The 20,478-nt window shown below is 69.7% G+C and carries 18 protein-coding genes, 2 tRNA genes and 1 riboswitch; of the genes, 9 read left to right on the forward strand and 11 right to left on the reverse strand.

From position 1 onward, the window contains the following. The 3 genes from DXK32_RS28660 to DXK32_RS28670 form a co-directional block, all read left to right on the forward strand. The coding region (locus tag DXK32_RS28660; RefSeq protein WP_162801390.1) for a TonB family protein at positions 1-448 on the forward strand (448 nt) is incomplete at its 5' end. 117 nt (positions 449-565) lie between these two features. Then, entirely contained in the window at positions 566-1,666 is a 1,101-nt protein-coding gene (gene ychF / locus DXK32_RS28665) for a redox-regulated ATPase YchF (RefSeq protein WP_114861618.1), read from the forward strand. A gap of 201 nt (positions 1,667-1,867) precedes the next feature. Next, positions 1,868-2,704 carry a putative bifunctional diguanylate cyclase/phosphodiesterase gene (locus DXK32_RS28670; protein WP_114861619.1) on the forward strand — a complete coding sequence of 279 codons (837 nt, stop codon included), beginning with the start codon at positions 1,868-1,870 and terminating at the stop codon, positions 2,702-2,704. Here DXK32_RS28670 and DXK32_RS28675 read toward each other — a convergent pair. After that, positions 2,667-3,128 (reverse strand): NUDIX hydrolase, encoded by a 462-nt coding sequence (locus tag DXK32_RS28675; RefSeq protein ID WP_114861620.1) that lies wholly within the window; start codon positions 3,126-3,128, stop codon positions 2,667-2,669. The two genes, DXK32_RS28670 and DXK32_RS28675, sit on opposite strands and share 38 nt — an antisense overlap. Before the next feature lie 103 nt (positions 3,129-3,231). Between DXK32_RS28675 and DXK32_RS28680 the strand changes: the two genes are divergently transcribed. The 3 genes from DXK32_RS28680 to DXK32_RS28690 all read left to right on the forward strand — a co-directional run bounded on the left by DXK32_RS28680 (position 3,232) and on the right by DXK32_RS28690 (position 5,943). Then, the gene (locus tag DXK32_RS28680) at positions 3,232-4,167 is read left to right on the forward strand and encodes a LysR family transcriptional regulator (RefSeq protein ID WP_114861621.1); all 936 of its coding nucleotides are present in this window, start codon (positions 3,232-3,234) and stop codon (positions 4,165-4,167) included. 115 nt (positions 4,168-4,282) lie between these two features. Further along, entirely contained in the window at positions 4,283-5,536 is a 1,254-nt protein-coding gene (locus tag DXK32_RS28685; RefSeq protein WP_114861622.1) for an MFS transporter, read from the forward strand. A 5-nt stretch (positions 5,537-5,541) separates the two neighbouring features. After that, positions 5,542-5,943, forward strand: a complete 402-nt coding sequence (locus DXK32_RS28690) for a hypothetical protein (protein WP_114861623.1) — start codon at positions 5,542-5,544, stop codon at positions 5,941-5,943. Positions 5,944-6,408: 465 nt separating this feature from the next. On the opposite strand, the gene phbB is transcribed toward DXK32_RS28690, so the two are convergent. The 3 genes from phbB to DXK32_RS28705 form a co-directional block, all read right to left on the reverse strand. After that, positions 6,409-7,131, reverse strand: a complete 723-nt coding sequence (gene phbB, locus DXK32_RS28695) for an acetoacetyl-CoA reductase (RefSeq protein ID WP_114861624.1) — start codon at positions 7,129-7,131, stop codon at positions 6,409-6,411. Positions 7,132-7,229: 98 nt separating this feature from the next. Next, the gene (locus DXK32_RS28700) at positions 7,230-8,405 is read right to left on the reverse strand and encodes an acetyl-CoA C-acetyltransferase (RefSeq protein WP_040138003.1); all 1,176 of its coding nucleotides are present in this window, start codon (positions 8,403-8,405) and stop codon (positions 7,230-7,232) included. Between the two features lie 112 nt (positions 8,406-8,517). Beyond that, entirely contained in the window at positions 8,518-9,765 is a 1,248-nt protein-coding gene (locus DXK32_RS28705) for an alpha/beta fold hydrolase (RefSeq protein ID WP_114861625.1), read from the reverse strand. A 500-nt stretch (positions 9,766-10,265) separates the two neighbouring features. On the opposite strand from DXK32_RS28705, the gene phaR reads away from it, so the two are divergent. Both phaR and DXK32_RS28715 read left to right on the forward strand, forming a co-directional pair. Next, on the forward strand, positions 10,266-10,931 hold the full coding sequence (phaR, locus tag DXK32_RS28710) for a polyhydroxyalkanoate synthesis repressor PhaR (RefSeq protein ID WP_114861626.1): 666 nt from the start codon (positions 10,266-10,268) through the stop codon (positions 10,929-10,931). 149 nt (positions 10,932-11,080) lie between these two features. Then, positions 11,081-11,305, forward strand: a complete 225-nt coding sequence (locus tag DXK32_RS28715) for a hypothetical protein (RefSeq protein ID WP_114861627.1) — start codon at positions 11,081-11,083, stop codon at positions 11,303-11,305. An 87-nt stretch (positions 11,306-11,392) separates the two neighbouring features. Here the strand turns inward: DXK32_RS28715 and DXK32_RS28720 are convergent, their stop codons facing one another. Then, positions 11,393-12,544 (reverse strand): glutathionylspermidine synthase family protein, encoded by a 1,152-nt coding sequence (locus DXK32_RS28720; RefSeq protein ID WP_114861628.1) that lies wholly within the window; start codon positions 12,542-12,544, stop codon positions 11,393-11,395. Between the two features lie 206 nt (positions 12,545-12,750). Then, on the reverse strand, positions 12,751-14,679 hold the full coding sequence (locus tag DXK32_RS32420) for a glycosyltransferase family 9 protein (RefSeq protein WP_162801391.1): 1,929 nt from the start codon (positions 14,677-14,679) through the stop codon (positions 12,751-12,753). A 144-nt stretch (positions 14,680-14,823) separates the two neighbouring features. Then, a riboswitch (cobalamin riboswitch) is annotated at positions 14,824-15,063 on the forward strand. A gap of 175 nt (positions 15,064-15,238) precedes the next feature. On the opposite strand from DXK32_RS32420, the gene DXK32_RS28730 reads away from it, so the two are divergent. Beyond that, positions 15,239-15,919 carry an energy-coupling factor ABC transporter permease gene (locus DXK32_RS28730; protein ID WP_114861629.1) on the forward strand — a complete coding sequence of 227 codons (681 nt, stop codon included), beginning with the start codon at positions 15,239-15,241 and terminating at the stop codon, positions 15,917-15,919. 75 nt (positions 15,920-15,994) lie between these two features. Here the strand turns inward: DXK32_RS28730 and DXK32_RS28735 are convergent, their stop codons facing one another. The 5 genes from DXK32_RS28735 to DXK32_RS28755 all read right to left on the reverse strand — a co-directional run bounded on the left by DXK32_RS28735 (position 15,995) and on the right by DXK32_RS28755 (position 20,130). After that, the gene (locus tag DXK32_RS28735; RefSeq protein ID WP_114861630.1) at positions 15,995-16,762 is read right to left on the reverse strand and encodes a superoxide dismutase; all 768 of its coding nucleotides are present in this window, start codon (positions 16,760-16,762) and stop codon (positions 15,995-15,997) included. Between the two features lie 127 nt (positions 16,763-16,889). Further along, entirely contained in the window at positions 16,890-17,264 is a 375-nt protein-coding gene (locus DXK32_RS28740) for a hypothetical protein (protein ID WP_114861631.1), read from the reverse strand. 183 nt (positions 17,265-17,447) lie between these two features. Next, a tRNA-Ala gene (locus DXK32_RS28745) sits at positions 17,448-17,523 on the reverse strand. 29 nt (positions 17,524-17,552) lie between these two features. Beyond that, positions 17,553-17,639 (reverse strand) — tRNA-Leu (locus tag DXK32_RS28750). 136 nt (positions 17,640-17,775) lie between these two features. Continuing rightward, positions 17,776-20,130, reverse strand: a complete 2,355-nt coding sequence (locus tag DXK32_RS28755; protein WP_114861632.1) for a mechanosensitive ion channel domain-containing protein — start codon at positions 20,128-20,130, stop codon at positions 17,776-17,778. Positions 20,131-20,478 lie beyond the last annotated feature (348 nt).

Here is a 20,478-nt window from a genome sequence, read left to right on the forward strand (position 1 = left end):
ACCCAAGCCACCCAAGCCATTGCCAAAGCCGCTGCCCAAGCCGAAGCCGCCCGCCAAGGCGGCGCCGAAACCGCAGGTGGCGCCCGGTCCAAGCCCATCCGCGACGCCATCCGCCGAAACCGGAACGGGTCGCGAGGCCGCCACCGCGTCCGAGCCGGTCTCGGCGAGCCGGGGCGCGGTGGTCGATTACGGGGCGCAGGTCTGGGCCTGGATCGGGCGGCACAAGCCGGAGAAGGTGGTCGGCGGCGGGCAGGCCACCGTCAAGCTGACCCTCGGCACGGCGGGCGAGGTGCTCGACGCCGCCATCCTGACGTCAAGCGGCGACGCGGCGCTGGATCGTGCCGCCCTGGCGGCGGTGCGCAGGGCGTCCCCCTTCCCCACCCCGCCGCCCGGCCTGACGGCGGAGGATCGCGTCTTTTCCGTGCCCTTCCTGTTCCGGCCGCGGTGACCCCGAGGCGCCGGACGCGGCGGTCAACCCTGCCACCCCCACTTCCCGTTTGCGCTTTGCGGCTCCACGTAGGATAAAGCGCCCCAATTCCCGAGATTTCCGACGGCGAGCACCCCCATGGGCTTCAATTGCGGCATCGTCGGCCTGCCGAACGTCGGCAAGTCGACCCTGTTCAACGCGCTGACCGCCACCCAGGCGGCCGAGGCGGCGAATTTCCCCTTCTGCACCAAGGAGCCGAACGTCGGCCGCGTCGGCGTGCCCGACCCGCGGCTGGACAAGCTGGCGGCCATCGCCAAGTCGCAGAAGACCATCCCGACCCAGCTCGAATTCGTCGACATCGCCGGGCTGATCCGCGGCGCCTCGAAGGGTGAGGGGCTGGGCAACCAGTTCCTCGCCAACATCCGCGAGGTGGACGCCATCGTCCACGTCCTGCGCTGTTTCGAGGACGACGACGTCACTCATGTGGAAGGCAACGTCGATCCCCTGCGCGACGCCGAGGTGGTCGAGACGGAGCTGATGCTCGCCGACATGGAAAGCCTGGAGCGCCAGCTCACCAGCCTCCAGAAGAAGGCCAAGGGCGGCGACAAGGACTCCAAGATCAAGGCCGATCTGATGGAGCGCGCGCTGAAGGTCCTCCAGGACGGCAAGCCGGCCCGCGTCGTCGAGGTCAGCGAGGAGGAGAAGCCGGTCTTCAAGCAGTTCATGCTGCTGACCGCCAAGCCCGTCCTCTACGTCTGCAACGTCGAGGAGGCGTCTGCTGCCACCGGCAACGGCCTGACCGCCAAGGTCGCCGAGAAGGCCAAGGCCGAGAACGCCGGCATGGTCGTCATCTCCGCCGCCATCGAGGCGGAGGTCGCCCAGCTCTCCGACGCCGCCGAGAAGCAGGAGTTCCTGGAATCCCTCGGCCTGGAGGAGACCGGCCTCAACAAGCTGATCCGCGCCGGCTTCCAGCTTCTCGACCTCATCACCTTCTTCACCGTCGGCCCGAAGGAGGCCCGCGCCTGGACCGTGCGCCGCGGCGCCAAGGCCCCGGAAGCGGCGGGCGTCATCCACACCGATTTCGAGCGCGGCTTCATCCGGGCCGAGACCATCGACTTCGACAGCTACGTCACGCTGGGCGGCGAGCAGGGCGCCAAGGACAACGGCAAGATGCGCCAGGAAGGCAAGGAATACGTCGTCAACGACGGCGACATCTTCCACTTCCGCTTCAACGTCTGATTGGAATTCCGTTAACCCCTTCCCCCATCCAAGGGGGAAGGGGTTAACGCTTCCCAATCTTATCACCGTCGGGAAATTCGTTAACTCTTTCGTAAAACTGGAAAAACCGCTTAAATACCCCTGAGATATGGTTAACAAGCCTCGCTTCGGCTGTTAAGTCCACTGGAATGGGCGACAACCGAGGGCTGGACCGGAGGGGATATGGCGGTGAACCAGAACGCGACCATCGCGCCGGGTGCCATCGCGCCGGGTCCCGGCACCTTCTCCGATCGCGTGCGCGACGCCATTCGGCATGGTGAGTTGCGTCTGGCCTTCCAGCCGCAGGCCGACACCGACAGTGGGCGCCTGACCGGATTCGAGGCGCTGTCGCGCTGGCGGCTCGACGACGGCACGGTGATCCCGCCCGACGTCTTCATTCCCATGGCGGAAACCAGCGACGCCATCAACATCCTGGGCGAATGGACGGTGCGCCGCGCCTGCGAAACCGCGGCGGGCTGGATGCAGGACGGCGTCGCCGACGTGCCGGTGGCGGTCAACCTGTCGGCGCGGCAGTTGGAAGACCCCGGCTTCGCCCGCACCGTCCTGGGCATCCTCGCCGAAACCGGCCTGCCCGCCGCCAACCTGAAGCTGGAGCTGACCGAAACCGCCCTGTTCGAGCACAGCGAGTCCTCGCGCGAGGTGCTGACGCAGTTGCGCGGCGCCGGGGTGCGGCTGGTGCTGGACGATTTCGGGACGGGCTACTCCTCGCTGTCCCTGCTGCGCCGGGTCCCGGTGGAGGCGCTGAAGATCGACAAGCATTTCACCCAGGCGATGGTGCAGGACCGCGACGCCGCCGCCATCGTGCGCGCCATCATCGACCTCGCCCACGCGCTGGGGATGCAGGCGATCGCCGAGGGGGTGGAGACCAACGACGAGCTTCTCTACCTGCGCGCCTACCGCTGCGACCGCATCCAGGGCTATCTGCTGGCCAAGCCCCTGGACGCGGGACAGGTGCCTGACTTCATCCGGCGGCTCGCCGCGACGCCGACAGGCGGATGACCCGCTCCGTCTCGTCCCATTCGGTCAGCTCCGCGGCCTCGTCGATGGTGGCCCAGCGCGCCTCCAGCGCGTCGTCGGCGCAGACCGCCTCGCCCTCCGGACTCTCCGCCGCCACCTCGACGATGGTGTAGTGGTACTGGACCGCCCCGGCGTCGTCGAGCGTCATGGCGTCCACCACCGTGACCACCTCCGTCGGCACGACGTGCAGGCCGGTTTCCTCCAGCACCTCGCGCACCGCCGTCTCGAACACCGTCTCCCCCACCGACTGGGCGCCGCCGGGCAGGCTCCACTGCCCCATGCGCGGCGGGCGGCCCCGGCGGATCAGCAGCACCCGGTCGCCGCGCCACACCACGGCGCCCACCCCCACCCAGGGACGGTCGGGGTATTCGCGGCCGGAACGGTCGGTGGGAGGTGTGGTGGACATGGTGGCTCCTCGTTGCGCTTGACCCGACGCTAACCCAGGGGGACAGTCGGATACCAGTGGCCAAGAGGCCGCCCCCTCGGACACCGCCGCCCCGGACGCCGCCATGAAGCTCAACGAGATCCGCACCTTCGTCGCCGTGGCCGAAGCCCAGTCGGTGCAGGAGGCCGCGCACCGGCTGGGGCTGACCCAGTCCGCCGTCTCGCGCCTGATCCAGCGGCTGGAGGCGGAGCTTGGCGTGTCGCTGTTCGACCGCCAGACCAAGCCGCTGGCCCTGACCCGCGACGGCGAGATGGCGCTGGCCCACGCGCACCGGGTGCTGAAGGCGGCGGACGAACTGTCGGACGCCTTCGCCGGGGCCGCCCAACCCCAGGGGCTGCTGCGGCTGGGCGTGGCCCATGTGCTGACCGCCATCGCCGCGCACCATCCGCTGGACCGGCTGCGCGCCGCCTTCCCCGGCCTGACCGTCCGCCTGCATTCGGACTGGAGCACGCCGCTGGTCGAGCAGGTGCGCAACGGCACGCTGGACGGCGCGCTGGTGCTGACCCACGACGCCCAGACGCCGCCCGACGACCTGGACGCCGTCTGCATCTCGCGCGAGCCGGTGCGGATCGTCGCGTCGGCCGAGCTGGCCGGGCAGCGGGACTGGACTCTGCCGGCGATGAACGCGGTGGGCTGGGTGCTCCAGCCCGACGGCTGCCAGTACCGGACCGCCATGGGCCGCGCGATGGCCCAGCACGGCCCGGCGCTGAACGTCACGGTGGAGGGGTTCGACCAGTCGCTGCTGCTGTCGCTGGTCGCCCGCGGCGTCGGATTCGGGCTGGCCCCGCTGCGGCTGATCGCCCCGACCCTGCACGCCGCCCAGGTGCGGCCGCTGGAGTGTCCGGACTTCGCGCTGACCGTCGCGGTGTGGCTGCTGCGCGGCCGCTTCACCGGGCGCATCGGCCCCGTCTTCGACGTGCTGGAGGACAGCCTGCTGGACCTGCTGCCCCCGGCGGAGGAGGCGCCCCTGCCGCTGCCCTGCCATTCCGCGGCCGAATAACCTTCTTTCCCATTGTGAATTTGCTGCACGCCCGGCGCACGCTTATCGTGTGACCCTGATGAGACGCGGGCCAGCGTTGCCGCACCGGCCACAGCCCGCGCCGAGGGAGGATAACTTGGACACCAGCAACCGGGCGGGCGGGGCGCCATCGCCCCGCTCCTGGCGGACGCCGGGATTCGTCGTCGCCTGCGGCTGCCTGATCGCCATGCTGGCGTTCGGCCCGCGGTCCAGCATGGGCCTGTTCACCGCACCGCTTTCCGAGACGCACGGCTGGGGCCGCGACGTCTTCGCCCTGTCGATCGCCATTCAGAATCTGGTCTGGGGCATCGGCACCCCCTTCGCCGGCGCGCTGTGCGACCGCTACGGTCCTGCGCTGGTGCTGGGGATCAGCGGCGTTCTCTACGCGCTGGGGCTGGCTCTGATGCCCTACGCCGACACGCCGCTGATGCTGCATCTCAGCTCCGGACTGCTGATCGGTCTGGGTCTGGCCGGGGCGTCCTTCGGCATCGTCATCGCCGGTTTCAGCCGCATCGTCCCGCCGGAGAAGCGGAGCTGGTCGATGGGCGTCGCCACCGCCGCCGGCTCGATGGGCCAGTTCCTGTTCGCCCCCACCGGTCAGGCCTTCATCGCCGCCTACGGCTGGCAGACGGCGTTGATTCTGTTCGGCGCCTCGATGCTGATGATCCCGGTGCTCGCCTCCTCCTTCGCCGGGGCGGCCGGGTCGAAGAGCGCGCAGGCCGTCACCGGGGCCGACATCGGCTTCGCCGCGACGATCCGACAGGCCTTCAAGCACCGCAGCTACGTCCTGCTGGTCATCGGCTTCTTCGTCTGCGGCTTCCAGCTCGCCTTCATCACCACGCACCTGCCGCCCTACCTGACCGCCGCCGGGATCAGCCCCGGCCTCGCCTCCTGGGCGATGGCGCTGATCGGGCTGTTCAACGTGGTCGGCTCCTACATGTCGGGCGTGCTGGGCGGCAAGATGAGCAAGCGCCTGCTGCTCTGCGCCAACTACACGCTGCGCGGCCTGTGCACGGCGCTCTTCATCCTGCTGCCGGTCACCCCGGTTTCGGTGATCCTCTACGCTGCGGCGATGGGCCTGCTCTGGCTGTCCACGGTGCCGCCGACCTCCGGCCTCGTCGTTCTGATGTTCGGCACGCGCTATCTCGGCATGCTTTACGGCTTCGCCTTCCTCAGCCATCAGGTCGGCGGCTTCCTCGGCGTGTGGCTGGGCGGCGTGCTCTACGAGCGCATCGGCTCCTACGACATGGTGTGGTGGGCCAGCGTGGCCCTGGCCTTTGCCGCCGCGGTGGTAAACTGGCCGATCGCCGAGAAGCCCGCCCCCGCCCTGGCGGCGGAAGCGAAGGCCTGACGGTCATGACGAACCCGGCGCCCGCCTCCTCTCCCGGCTTCGGCCACGGCTTCGCGCTGGCGCTCGGCGCGCTGGCGCTGGTCGTCTGGGCGGTGGTGACCGGGGTGGCGCTGAAGCAGGCGGCGCTCAACGAGGAGGACGGCGGCACGGTGCTGGCCGTCTTCCCGCCGGGGACGCCGACCGCCGAGGCCTTCACCGCGGTGGTCCGCGCCGGCGGCCAGCCGGTGCGCCAGACCTGGATCCCCTTCGCCTGGGTCGCCCGCAGCGACGGCGGCGGCTTCGTCGGCCGCCTGAAGGAGGAAGGGGCGGTCACCGCCTACGGCGAGCTGTCGGTCGGCCCGGCGCTGGGCGGCTGCGCGGTGGTCTCGCTGGACGACAAGCGCCCGGTCGGCTTCCAGTTCAAGTGATGTCACAAACCCGACATCAAGCGGCAACGGGGCCGCAGTTCGGGTATTGACAACCCCCGCGAGGAAGAGCAGGCTATCTCTCAGAGCAACACTGGTTGAGGTGAAGACGCGGTGGACACCGCATCAAGTTGGCCCGCAAGCCAGCTTCTCATCACAGCAAATGTTCCCGTAGCCAGGAGGGTGTGATCATCATGAGTCCACCTGCGCTTACTTGAGGAAGCCGACCTGTTCGGCCACACATTTCTGAACATTGCCGTTGAGACGGCTCAACCATTGCGGATGTCCTGGCACAACCGCTGAAACCCCCGCCCCCGCGCGGGGGTTTCGCTTTTTCGGGTTCCCGCGCGCCGCTCATTTCCTGGGCAACCCAAAGAAAAAACCCTCCCCCGCGGGCGCGGGAGAGGGGTGAAGGCGTCGTGTCGCTTCAAACGGGTCCGCAGACCCGGGAGTCAATGCGCCGGCCGGTCAGTACATGTGCTGGCCGCCATTGATCGACAGGGTCGAGCCGGTGATGAAGCCGGCGTCGTCGCCGACCAGGAACAGCACGCCGCGGGCGATCTCCTCGGCCTTGCCGAGACGGCCGACCGGGATGCGGGCGACGATCTTCTCCAGCACGTTGGGCGGCACCGCGCGCACCATGTCGGTGTCGATGTAGCCCGGCGCGATGGCGTTGACGGTGACGCCCTTGGCCGCACCCTCCTGGGCCAGCGCCTTGGTGAAGCCGTGGATGCCCGACTTGGCGGCGGCGTAGTTCACCTGACCGTACTGGCCGGCCTGGCCGTTCACCGAGCCGATGTTGACGATGCGGCCGAAACCGCGCTCGCGCATGCCGTCGATGACGTTGCGGCACAGGTTGAAGCAGGAGGTGAGGTTCGTCGCGATGACATCGTTCCACTGCTGCGGGGTCATGCGGTGGATCACGCCGTCGCGGGTGATGCCCGCGTTGTTCACCACCACGTCCACCGGCCCGAGTTCGGCGGTGATCTTCGCGATGCCATCCTTCACGGCGTCGAAGTCCGACACGTCGAACTTGTAGACCGCGATGCCCGTGCGGGCCGCGAATTCCTTCGCCTTCTCATCGTTGCCGGCGTAGTTGGCGGCGACGACATAGCCGGCGTTCTTCAACGCGACGGAGATGGCTTCGCCGATACCGCGCGTTCCGCCCGTGACGACTGCAACTCGAGCCATTGGCTCCTCCCCCAGAGCTTGATGTTGGATTCTTTATGGGTTTCTGTAGGCACACATACGAAACGGGCCGCACCCCGGAGGGAACGGCCCGCTTTTCGTCAGCCCCGCTCGACGGTGAGGGCGATGCCCATGCCGCCGCCGATGCACAAGGTGGCGAGGCCCTTCTTGGCGTCGCGCTTCTGCATCTCATAGAGCAGGGTGGTCAGGACGCGGGCGCCGGAGGCGCCGACCGGGTGGCCGAGCGCGATGGCGCCGCCGTTGACGTTGACCTTGGAGGTGTCCCAGCCAAGGTCCTTGTTAACGGCCAGGGCCTGCGCGGCGAAGGCCTCGTTCGCCTCGATCAGGTCCAGGTCCTCGTGCTTCCAGCCGGCCTTCTCCAGGGCGAGGCGGGAAGCCGGGATCGGGCCGGTGCCCATGATCGCCGGATCGACGCCGGCGGTCGCCCAGGAGACGATGCGGGCCAGCGGGGTCAGGCCGCGGCGGGCGGCGTTCTCGGCGGTCATCAGGACCAGCGCGGCGGCGCCGTCGTTGATGCCCGACGCGTTGCCGGCCGTCACCGTGCCTTCCTTGGAGAAGGCCGGGCGCAGCTTGGCCAGCGATTCCGCGGTGGTGCCGTGCTTCGGATACTCGTCGTCGGCGACGATGATGTCGCCCTTGCGGCCCTTGATGGTGACCGGGATGATCTCGTCCTTGAAGCGGCCGGACTTCTGGGCGGCCTCGGCCTTCTGCTGCGAGGCGGCGGCGAAGACGTCCTGCTCCTCGCGGGTCAGCTGCCACTTCTGGGCGACGTTCTCGGCCGTCGTGCCCATGTGGTAGCCCTTGAAGGCGTCCATCAGGCCGTCCTTCAGCATGGTGTCGAGCATCTCGGCGGCGCCCATCTTCACGCCGTTGCGCAGATGCATGACGTGCGGGGCCTGGCTCATGCTCTCCTGGCCGCCGACGACCATGACCTCGGCGTCGCCGTTGCGGATCGCCTGATAGCCGAGCGCCACCGAGCGCAGGCCGGAGCCGCAGAGCTGGTTGATGCCGAAGGCGGTGGCGGAGGCCGGGATGCCGGCGTTGACGGCGGCCTGGCGGGCCGGGTTCTGGCCCTGACCGGCGGTCAGGATCTGGCCCAGGATGACCTCGGTCACCTCCGCGGCGTCGGTCTTGGCGCGGCTCAGCGCTTCGCGGATGGCGATCTCACCCAGGTAATGGGCCGGCACGCTGCTGAGCGCCCCGTTGAAGCTGCCAATGGGAGTACGCGCTGCGCTGGCGATCACAACCTCGGTCATGTTGACGCTCCTCAGATTTTGTCAGTTTTATTATCGTGTCAGTGGGCCGCACGGAGTGGGAAAAACCTTATGCGCGGATTTCCCGCAATGCAAGACACCTGACTGGCTGCGGTTATCCTGCCGCACTAAGCCATTCGGCCAGGGGGCGCCAAACGCCTGTTTCGGCACCGGCGCTGACCACCATGCCAATATGACCGAGCGGCGGCCTGATCATTTGCGCGCGGTCGATTGATCTTGCCAAGGCCACCGCGGAGGACGGCGGAACGATGCGGTCGCGCTCCGGGATCAGCGCCAGGACCGGCATGCGCAGCCGCGCCGGCTCCACCGGCTGGCCGGCGACCAGCCATTCGCCGCGCGCCGTGTCGTTGCGGCCGTACCAGCCGGCCAGCGTGTCGCGGGCCACCCCGGCGACCAGCGGCACCCCGTCGTTCAGCCAGTCCTCCAGCGACACGAAGGCGAGCGCGGCGCGGCTGTCCGGCTCCATGCGGGCGAACTGCGAGAATTTCTTCAGCGCCAGCAGCGGGTCGAGCTGGGCGAACAGCCCCTGCAGCACGTCCACCGGCAGCTCCCCCCAGGCGTCGAGCAGCGGGCCGAAAGGCTGGAAGACGGCGGCGGCGCGGCGGGCCATGCCGGCGTCCTCGGCGTGGAAGTCCCAGGGGGTGGCGAGCAGGCCGAGCGCCGCGACCTCCTTGGGGCGGCGTTGCGCCAGCGCGGTGGCGAGCAGCCCGCCCATGCAGTAGCCGACCACCGGGACCGGGCGGCCCACCGCCTCCACCACCGCGGCCAGCGCCCGCTCCAGACGCCCGGCGATGTAGTCGGTCAGGCTGTAGCGCCGCTCCAGCGGGCCGGGCGTGCCCCAGTCGATCAGGAAGGGGCGCAGCCCCTGCGCGGCCAGCCAGCGCATCAGGCTTTTGCGCGCCGACAGGTCGAGGATGTAATGGCGGTTGACCAGCGAGGGCACGAACAGCACCGGCGCGCCGGTCGCCGGGCCGAGGGCGCCATAGTCGAGCAGGCGCGACGCCCCTTCCGTCCACAGCACGGGCGGGTCGGGAAGATCGCGCCGGTAGGGGTGGTGACGGTAGCGCTCGATCCCCGTCAAGGCGAGGGAGAGCTGGCGGCGGACCTCCCGGTCAACCGCCCGGGCGAACGCGTCCCCGTCGGTTGCGGCGATCCGCCGGCGCAGGTCCTCCGCCCGCTCCCGCAGATGCGACTTCCATGGCAGCGAGCCGTTCCTCAAGTGCGGCAATGCGGCGGAGGAGCTGAGCAGTGTCGCCGCCACCGTCGCCAGATGCAGCGCCAGGGGCCGCGGCCCCAGCCGCGGGGTGGGGTGTGGAGGGATCGTGGCGTTGTCCCCGGTCACGCGACTCTCCCTCGCAGGACGGGTGAGATGGGGCCGGCTGAGATGAGGCCGCCTTGGATGAGGATGGCGTCGGATTCCAGCCGGTGCCCGGCGGGCTGGTGTAAGCGAAACCGCCCGGCCCCAGGACGAAGGGCGCCATCGCCGCGGCGCCCTGCGCCATCATCTGGAACAGGCGGGCGGCGGCATCGGCCATCTCGGGATCGGCGGCGCAGGCCGCCCATTGTTCCTGCCACAGGTCGAGGTACCGTTGCGCGAGCGTTTCCAGGGACGGGATGTCGGATTCGGACGATTCGGCCATGGCCGGGAGTATATGGGGGAGGCGGTGCGCTTGACCAGAGCCGCGAAGGACCGATCAAAAATGTCGCGAATCCCGAATTATCGGGGGGACGTCCACCTGCGGTCGCAGCGCTGCGGCACAGCACTGGACAGGGTGCATTCCTTCGAGTAGTCCTTATATCTGGAACATACCCGCCGCACGACCCTTCTTGAAAGAAACAGCGATGGCCGACAAGGAAGACCAGAAGTCCGCGACGATCACGATCAAGAAGTACGCCAACCGGCGGCTCTACAACACGGCGACCAGCAGCTACGTGACGCTCGACCATCTCTGTCAGATGGTCAAGGACGGCCTCGACTTTGTGGTCTATGACGCGAAGACCGGAGAGGACATTACCCGCTCCGTCCTGACGCAGATCATCGTGGAGGAGGAGAGCAAGGGCCAGAACCTGCTGCCGATCAGCTTCCTGCGCCAGCTCATCGGCTTCTACGGCGACAACATGCAGTGGATGGTGCCGCGCTACCTTGAATATTCGATGCAGTCCTTCTCGCGCAACCAGGAGCAGATGCGCGACTATTTCCAGAACACGCTGGGCGGCATGTTCCCCTTCGGCCGGCTGGAAGAGGTCGGCAAACAGAACATGGCGATGTTCGAACGGGCCATGCGCATGTTCTCGCCCTTCGGCGGCGCCGAGGACGGGCAGCCCGGCGAGCACCCTGCCGCCCCGCCCCGTCCCCAGGCTCCCGGCCCGTCCGCCGCTCCGGTCAACGGTCCGGCCTCGGCGGCCAGCCACACCTATGAGGAGTTGCAGAAGCAGATCGACGACCTGCAGAAGCAGATCGCCAGCATCGCCAAGCCGGCCCGCCCGGCGAAGCCCGAAGGGAAGTGAGCGGCGGCGCCGCCAACCGCATCGACGGCCATCGCAGTCACGGCGTTGCAGCGCAGGGTGGGGAAAGTTCCCCGCCCTTTTCTGTTTTTTTCGGCACCAGTGGCACGCCCGGCTGTTTGTTCAACGGAACGGTCCAGAGGAGGAACGCCATGAAGACCGAGCTGCAGATGTCGATGGAGCTGGAGGTTGCGGACGCTCAGGACGCCCACCGGTTCGAAGAAAAGCTGCGCGGCTGGCTGCGCCACCAGAGTCAGGTGGTGTCGGTGTCGGCCACCCACAGCGGCGTCGGCAACGACGTCGCGTGGCGGGACGCCCGCCGGGCGGCATTCGGCTCGCCGTTGCCCAATCCCTTCGCGCCGGGCCGCGGCCGCTAAGCCCCGCCGGCCGGACCCCGCCGGCTGAACGGCGCCGAAGCGCCCGCCCTGCACCCGGGACGGGCGCTTCGGCCCTGGGGAAGCGCGTCAGCCGCGGAAGATGTGCGGCACCATCGCCGCGTCGGAACCCACCCGAGGGTCCGCCGATTCACGGACCGACATGCCCAGGCATTTGTCCCCGATGATCCAGCAGTGCAGGAGCGCGTGGACGCCCTCCTCCTCGAAGATCGGCGGGGTTTCCAGCCAGACCCGGCCTCCCGGATACTCGACGCCTCCGGTGTCCGAAATGGCGCGTCCGTGCGCGGTCATGCGCTGGGTCGCGTCGTCCAGCCCGAACAGGCTGCGCTCCGTCACCGCGTCGCAGCCGGCCAGTTCCTCGGGGTCGAGCGCGGCGCGGCACAGGTTGGGGTGGCGCGGGTAGAGCGACCACAGCGTAGCCAGCAGCCCATGGTTCGACATCGGCCAGCACCACAGCGGCGACAGCATGCTCATGCCGCCCATCCGCAGCTTCTGCAGAAAGGCGTCGTCGGCCAGCCCCTGCCAGGGGTAGATCTTGGCCAGCCAGGAGGCCGCCCGCCCCTCGTCGTCGACGAAGCGCTGGCCGTCCCAGCCCAGGCTCTGCAACGGCAGCAGATGCGTGGCGATCCCGGCCTCCGCCGCGGTGGCGGCCAGATAGACCAGCTCGCTCTCGCGCATCGGGTCGGGGGTGGCGCAGGCCAGATGGACGAGGCCGCGGCCCGGCATGCCCGCCGCCAGCTCCTCCCATCGCTCCACCAGCCCCTCGTGCAGGCCGTTGAACTGGTTGGCGTCGCCCATCAGGGCCTCGCGCCAGTTGCGCTGGATGATCGAGGCGGCGAACAGCCCCTCCGGCGTGTCGTAGTTGCAAGCCAGCAGCTTGACCGAATCGCGCCCGTCATAGGCCAGCGTCAGCCGCCCGATCAGCCCGCCGGCCCGCTCGTTCAGCCGGCCCGCGGCCCAATAGTCGTTCCAGGACGCTTCCAGCAGCCGCGCCACGCCGCCACGGACCCCCAGCCGGGCGAACGCCCGTCCGTCCACCGTCGCGCGCAGCGCCTCGCGCAGCATGGTGTGCAGTTCGTCGGCGACGCTCTCGATCAGGTCGATCTGATGGGCGGAGAATTCGTACCGCACATCCTCGCGCCAGAAGGCGCCGGCGCTCATGGCGCGGACGCCGTAGGGGTATTTGCGGAGCCCCGGACGCCAATCCGCACGGGGTTTCATGACTGCTCTGCGCATCGTGTGCTTACCGGGCCGCCGGATTCAATCCATGGTTTTGCCCCGCTGCGGCGCGCCGCTTGCGGCCGTCCGGGATTCGGTGGGGGCGGATCATTGCGGCGCAAACGCGCCAACACAAGCGCCTTGCGCGCCCGTCCCTCCGTTTTTCCACGCTTCCCCTCCCGGATCTCACAGGCCGGGGGAAACGCCCGTCAGTAAGCGCGGCCGGCCAGCCAAGCCGCGATGGCGCTCTCCATCGCCTCGGCGGTCGGATCGCCGTGCGCCGGGCCGCTTCCCACCATGGGAAGCCGGGCCGCTCCGGCGATGTCCTCCGCCGGGGTACCGGTCCCGACGAACAGGTCGCAGCGCCGCAGCAGGGCGCACAGCCCGTCGAAACCCAACCGCCCGACCGCGTCCAGGCAGGCCGCCCCCGCCTCCTCGGCGATGCGCGCCGCGGCGCCCCTGGCGGCCTCCTCGCCGACCAGGACCAGGGCGGTGTCGCCCCGCGCGGCAAGCCGGCGGCACAGCTCCGACAGGCTGCCGGTGCCGGCGGACGCGGAGAGGCCGACCGCACAACGCCAGCGCGCCGGAACGCCCTCGGCCAGAAGCGCGGCGGCGGCGCGCTCGCCGGCGGGGGAGGTCCAGACCTCCGTGGCGGGGTCCGGCTCTCCGGCGGTCAGCGCCCCCAGCAGCCCGGCGGGAGTCGGCGCGACGTGGGTCAGGAAGGCGTCGGCGTAATAGCCGCGCACCGGCCGGCCGACCCTGCAACCGAGGCGGAGCGGCGCCCCCGTATCCTGCATCAGGCGGTTGGCGAAGCCGGCGTCCTCGCCCCGGTGGAGATTGATCGTGAGGTCGAAGGCGCCGCTGAACTGCTGGCCGATCTCCTGGCGCACGGCGGTCACCAGCGCGTCGTCGGGCGCCCGCCCCTTCAGCGGCGGCAGGGTGACGCGCTGGTTGACGTAGGGGCAGAGGGCGAGCGCCGCCTCCGCATCCGGCGTCGCGAAGACGGTGATCCGGGCCAGCGGCAAGGCCCGCCGCAGCTCCCGCAGGACGCCGGACGCCCCCAGCACGCCCCCCATCTTGTCCGGCAGGAACACGCCGACGCTGCGGATCAGGTCGGTCGGGAAGGGCGGCGGTTCGCCGGGGACGAGCGTGCGGCGGCGGACGGCGGGACCGGAGTTCCGCAGCAGCGCCACCGCCGGGGCGGTCGAGGCGCCCCGCGCCGGCGGCACGAAGCCCCAGCGTCCCTCGGCATCCGGGCGCGCCAGCGGCTCCACCATGGCATGCTCAGCGCGCGAGACGGTCGCCGCGTCGGTCACCCAGGGGAAGAAATCGCGCAACGGGAGGGTGTCGTTGCCGACCGCTCGGCCCGCCGCCTGCAGGGCGTCCCACCGCTCGACCGCACCGTCGTAGCCGTAATAGATTTCCTTGAAGGCGACCTGCTCCCGCGTCGCGTAGGCGAAATGCTGGAAGACCAGCCCGCCCGCGGCCGTCTCCTCGTGCAGGAAGGGGTTGGCCGCGCCGAGTTCGAGGTCCGGCCCGTCGGCCTGCGGACGCATCAGCCGGGGCGGAACGTGCGAGTGCCAGAAATCCCCCGGCCGGTACCGCCAGGTGCGCAGCCATTCGTAAGAGCGGTAATTGCCGTACTGGTCCAGCCGGTCGAGGACCAGGGACGGGCCGACGAAGAAGTGGCAGAGGTACAGCGCCGCCGTGCGCGACGGCGAGTCGAGGAACATCCGGCGCGCGCGGGTGATCTGCTCCGCCGTCCACAGCTCGTCCGCGTCGACCTGCCAGAGCAGGCAGTCCTCCGTCATGGCGGCCAGCGGCGCGGTCACCATCTCCACCTTGCCCTGCCAGAAGACGCCCGGCGGCTTGCGATAGACCGACACGCGCCCGGGCTCCTCCGCGGCGATGCGGTCGAGATACGCCGACGTGCCGTCGCTGCTGCGACCGTCGCGGTGCAGGTCCTGCGGAACGCGCCCACCCCGCTGCGCGCACCAGGAGGAGTCGCGGACCTGCTCCGCCACGCCCTCCACGACGTGCCAATGCCAGGGAAAGGGCAGTTGGCGGAACACCTCCAGGTGATGGCGGATGAAGGGATCGCCGTTCAGCACGATGGTCAGGAAATGAACCGGTAGCATGCCCGAAATTCCGTCCTTAGACCGTTGATCCGCCGCCGCGCGGTCCGCCGGACCTTGTCGGTTCCGCGGGAGCGGTGTCAAGGAAGCCGTGCAATGCCGCCGATGGATCGCCATCCCCCTCTTGACGACGGGGGACCCCGCCCCTACCCTGGCGCCGGTTATGGTTCCCCGCGCCTTCCGGTCGCGGGGCTAAGAGGGAAGCCGGTGCGCCGCCCCGCAGGGGGAGACAAGGGCAAATCCGGCGCTGCCCCCGCAACTGTGAGCGGTGAGCGGCCTCGTCCTTTCCGTGTCACTGGCGCCGCCTGCGGGAACGGGCGCCGGGAAGGCCGGACGATGCCGCCTTGACCCGCAAGCCAGGAGACCTGCCGTAACCGAACGTACGTCCTCGGGCGGGGTGCCCCGGTGGTCGCTTGCCGATGTCCGGCCCAAAGGCCGCCCGTCTTCCGCAAGCCGTCCCTCCGGTATGCCCATCCAAGGGGACCAAGGGGGTTGCGATGCCGGTGCCTGCCAGCAACGACGCCCCTCCCAACGCATGGCAGACTCGGAAAGGGCATAGAGCATGCACATCGAACCCGGCGTCGTGGACGGCGCCAAGATCGCTCTCAGCTACGCGACGGCCGCCGGCGGCTTCGCGATGGCCGGCAAGCTGGCGCGCGACGACGTCCGCAACAACGGCGGGGTCGCGCCGCTGGTGCTGCGCAGCCTGATCGCCACCGCGCTGGTCTTCAGCTTCTTCGAGGTGTTCCCGCACCACCCCGTGGGCGTGTCGGAGGTTCACCTGATCCTCGGTTCGACGCTGCTCCTGCTGTTCGGCGCCGGCGCGGCCTCCATCGGCCTCGCCGCCGGCCTGCTGATCCAGGGCCTGTTCTTCGCGCCCTTCGACCTGCCGCAGTACGGCATGAACGTCACCACGCTGCTGGTGCCGCTGTGGGGCATCAGCCTGCTGGCGAAGCGGATCGTTCCCGACGCCACCCCCTATGTCGACCTGAAGTACTCGCAGGCGCTGGCCCTCTCCACCGCCTACCAGGGCGGCATCGTCGCCTGGGTCGCCTTCTGGGCCTTCTACGGCCACGGCTTCACCGCCGAGACGATGACGGAGGTCGCCTCCTTCGGCGCCGCCTACATGACCGTCATCATCGTCGAGCCGCTGGCCGACCTCGCCGTGCTGGCCGTCGCCAAGACGCTGCGCCGCCAGAGCCGGGGGCCGCTGTTCAACATCCGCCTGCACCAGGGCGCCTGACCGGCGCTTTGGACCGGACGGTTCGCAGGAAGGGCGGCGGGGACATCCCCGCCGCCCTTTCTCGTTTTCGGTCGGTCAGATCACCAGCTCGCCCTTGCGGATCGCCGCGTAGCGGCGGTTCACCGCGCCCCAGTCGACGACGTTCCACCAAGCCGCCAGATAGTCGGCGCGGCGGTTCTGGTACTTCAGGTAATAGGCGTGCTCCCACACGTCGTTGCCCATCAGCACGGGCACGCCCTCCATGGCCGGGGAATCCTGGTTCGGGCGGGCGGCGATGGCGAGCTTCCCCGACGACGGATCGGCGGTGACGAAGACCCAGCCGCTGCCGAACTGCCCGGCGCCAGCCGTGTTGAAGCGCGTCTTGAAATCGTCGAAGCCGCCGAAGTCGCGCGTGATGGCGGTCCCCACCTCGCCGTCCGGGGCGCCGCCGGCGTTCGGTCCCATGATGCTCCAGAACATGCTGTGGTTCGCGTGCCCGCCGCCGTTGTTGCGCACCGCCGTGCGGATGCTCTCCGGCAGTTCCGGGATGCGCTTCAGCAGGTCGGCCAGCGGCATTCCCTGGAGGTCGCCGTGGTTGGCGAGCGCCTTGTTGAGGTTGTCCACATAGGCCTGATGGTGCTTGTCGTGGTGCACGCTCATGGTCGTCGCGTCGATGTGCGGTTCCAGCGCGGCGGGGGCGTAGGACAGCGGCGGCAGCGTGAAGCCCTTGCCGCCCGGCGTTTGGCCCCCTGGTGTTTGAGTCCCTGATGTTTGAGCCAGGACGAAGCGCGGCGCCACCGCCAGCACCAGCGCGGCGGCTCCGGCGGACAGCAGAAGTTGGCGGCGATCCAGGCGAACGGACATGAGACCTCCCAATGTGTGTTTCGTGCCGACCAGCGGGGAAGCGACAGCCTCAGTGCGCCCCGCGCCTCACTCAACAGGGCAATGGGCGTACTCACTCGGTTCCGACGCACGCAGCGCCGCCCGATTCTCAGATCCGGATTTTCCCCGCCGGTCCGGCGGACGCCGAGCGGGCCAAACCCATCGCCACGCTCCGCCAGCGCCCCAGCCGGAATCGGGAGGGCGCGGCCGCCGGCTTCCGGACCGGAGCCTGCGGAGCGGTTTCCGCCGCCTCGCGGAGCCTGCGGGCGCGGCGCTCGCGGAGCAGCAGGCGCATCACCTCCTCCTCCGTCACCGGACGTCCGGCCCTGGCCGAGGCGAGGCTGGCGGTGTCCTGAAGGGCGGCGACTTCGGCCAGCGTGCCGGTCAGCCCCTTGGCGGCGGCGGTGTCCAGCGCTTCGCGGTGAATGGCGAGGATGAACGGCTTCAGCCCGCGGTCGGGCGTTCCGTGCGGCGATGTCGGCATGGCGGAAGGGCTCCGGGCATTCGTTCGATCGGGTGAGCCATCATCCAACCGATAACGCCGCGGCGGCAAAGACCCCTAAGGATTAGCCCCGCCGCCCCTTTCGCAAGGACCGGAGCCGGGTCGAGATCCATGACATTCGGGGAAATTCGGGAAACTCCGGCGCCCTGCCGGGAAGGAGAGAGTTGGTGGAGCCAAGGAGGATCGAACTCCTGACCTCTACAATGCCATTGTAGCGCTCTCCCAGCTGAGCTATGGCCCCACTTATGATCAGACCAACACAAGAAGTGTTGGTGCGCTTGGAGGGACTCGAACCCCCACGGCCTTTCAGCCACTAGGACCTGAACCTAGCGCGTCTACCAATTCCGCCACAAGCGCGTCGTCTACTCTTGCATCCCGCGTCTCTTGGGGTGACGCGGGAGCGCTGATATAGCCGTGCCGCCGCCGGGGCTCAAGCGAAATCGACATGGCCCCGTCACTTTTTTGCAAGACCGCGGGAGGGGGCGCCGAGCCCCTACTCCGCCGCGCCGGCGCGGCGCATCCGGTCGGCGTTGGCGGCGCCCGCCTCGCCGCCCATCCCTGCCAGCGCCTCCGCGGCGCCGCGGGCAATGTGCAAGGTCCGCTGCGGCAGCGGGAAGTCGATCCCAAGCTCGATGAAGCGCGCCTTCATGCGGCCGTTGAACGCGCGCCCGACGTTCCATTGCTGGATGGGCAGCGTCTTGATCCGCGCCTTGATGACCGCGGCCGACTCCTGGAAGGAATCGACGCCCAGCACCTCCAGCGGCTCCAGGATCAGCGGCGCGAAGCGCGGGTCCTTGCGCAGCTCGTCGCCGATGCCGTGCAGCACGGAGACCACCCGGTCGGCGTTCTCGTGATAGGGGATGGCCACGTCGAACACGTAGTAGCTGAAGTCCTTCGTCATGTTCGACACGCTGGTGACCGCGCTGAAGGGAATGGTGTGCACCGTCCCGTCGAAGTCGCGCAGGCGGATGGTGCGGATGTTCATCCCCTCCACCAGACCGCCCTTGCCGCCGACATTGACCACGTCGCCGACCGAGATGGTGTCCTCGAACAGGATGAACAGGCCGGTGATGAGGTCCTTGACCAGGGTCTGCGCGCCGAAGCCGACGGCGAGGCCGACCACGCCGGCGCCGGCCAGCAGCGGCCCGATGTTCAGCCCCAGCTCCGACAGGGTGATGAGGGTCACCAGGGTGAGGATCACCACCAGCAGCGCGCTGCGCAGCAGCGGCAGGAGCGTGCGCACGCGGGCGCTGCGCTGGATGGCGCGTCCGTTGCGGTCCGTCGTCGCCAGATGGCGTTCGATCAGCGCGTTCGTCACCTCCCACACGGCGAGCGCGATGGCGCCGACCAGGAGAAGCGACAGGCCCGACGCCACGATGCGCAGGCCGATGGCGGTCTGCAGCCAACCCCAGACATCCAGGCCCCAGGCCTCCAGCACCACCATCCCGGCTGCCAGGGCCACCATGCCCTGCAACAGCCGGGCGGTGGGCTCCACGTAGCGGCGCACCCGTCCCGCCGCCCAGGCGGCATGGCCCTTGCGGCGGTTCATCCGCTCGACCAGCGCCGCCGACGCGCGGACGATCAGCCGTCCGGCCAGCCGAGCGACCCCGGCCACCACCAGGGTGACCGCCGTCGCGCGCACCACGAACAGCAGCCCGCCGCGGATCTCCAAAGCCCAGATGCCGAACAGGACGATGATGTAAAGGATGGCGACGGCGTGCCAGACGTCGGCCACGCGGCGTCCGGCGGCGCGCAGCATCCGCCCCGCCCCGGCGGTCCGCCGGCCCGGAGGTCCCTCCGCCACCGCCTCCGACAGGGGCTGGGCCGCGGCGATCTCGCCGCGCAGCCACCCCGCCACCGCTTCCCGGCTTTGCAGCACCAGCGCGGCCAGCATGACCGCGACGGCAAGCCCGACCAGGGTCACCAGGGCGCCGTGGCTTTGCGCCGGAAGGCCGAGCCGCCGGGCCGCCTCGGCCAGGAACATGCCGTACAGCGTCGTGATGGCGATGGTCCGGCACCAGCGCAGCAGGCGCATGGCGGACTCGTCGCCCATCGGCAGCAGCCGCAGGTTGGGTGATCCCGGGGCCACCAGCGCCCGCACGACCAGCAGGACGAGCTGGACGAAGATGCTGGCGTTCAGGAAGGTCACGCCGAGAACCCGCACCACCGGCGGCGGGTCGAACAGCGCCAGCACCCCGAAGCCGGCGGCGGCGAAGGCGACGATGGGAGCCAGATCGAACAGGGCCCGCACCAGGAGCAGCGGCACCTTGGCGATGGCCGAATGGACCGGCCGCGCCGCCAGCATCTCGCGCGGGCGCCGCAGCGTGCGGATGGCGACCAGCCGGGCCGCCTGCCCGACCACGACCACCAGGGCAAGCCCGGCGGCCAGCCAGCCCCAGGCCGCGCGCTGCGCCGGGTCGGCGGCCTGCCGCTCCAGCCAGCGCAGCCCCTGCGGCGCGTTCACCAGCACGTCGCCCGCCAGGGCCGCCTCCCGACCGAGCCCGTCCAGCCGCTCCGACAGGAGGGTGAGCAGGCGGGTGCCGATGCCTTCCGGCTCAGGGGGCTCGGCGGCGGTCTCCACCTGTTCCAGCGCGCGAAGCTGGCCGATCAGGGCGGCGCGCCGCTCCGGGTCCTCCAGGGTCTGGCGCAGGCGCGCGATCTCCTCCGGACTGGGGGACGCGGCGGCGGGCGGCGTCTGCGCGGGCACCGGAATCTGCGCCGAAGCCGGGACGGCGACGCTTCCCAGCGCGACGATCAGCAGGAGAAGGGCAAGGAAACCACGCGGGGCGCGGCAGCGGGCGGGGAAAATCCGGGGGGCACGCCGGGGGGCATGTTTGTCGGAAGTCATCGTCCTCTGGCAGCTGTGTTCACGACGAAATCGATAGGTTTGATCTGGGGGCTGACCTCCCATGGGCAACCGCAAATCAGCCCGTTTTGTCCCGCAGCGCAGCAAAACGCGACATTTTGTCCTGCCTGCCGCCCCCGTCGGGCGGTTCCCTTGCCGGCCAATCTAATATATTAGTATACAGGTATTGAGCACCGAACGCTCCCGCGCCGTCGCACGGCGGGCCACCCCCAAGTCCCGCCGGCCAAGTCCCGCCGGGACCGCGCGAACCAAGTGGAGAACAGCATGTCCGTGAAGGTAGCGATCAACGGTTTTGGCCGCATCGGCCGTCTGGTTCTGCGGGCCATCTAC

The organism is Azospirillum brasilense, from assembly GCF_003349955.1.
Lineage (GTDB): Bacteria > Pseudomonadota > Alphaproteobacteria > Azospirillales > Azospirillaceae > Azospirillum > Azospirillum brasilense_B.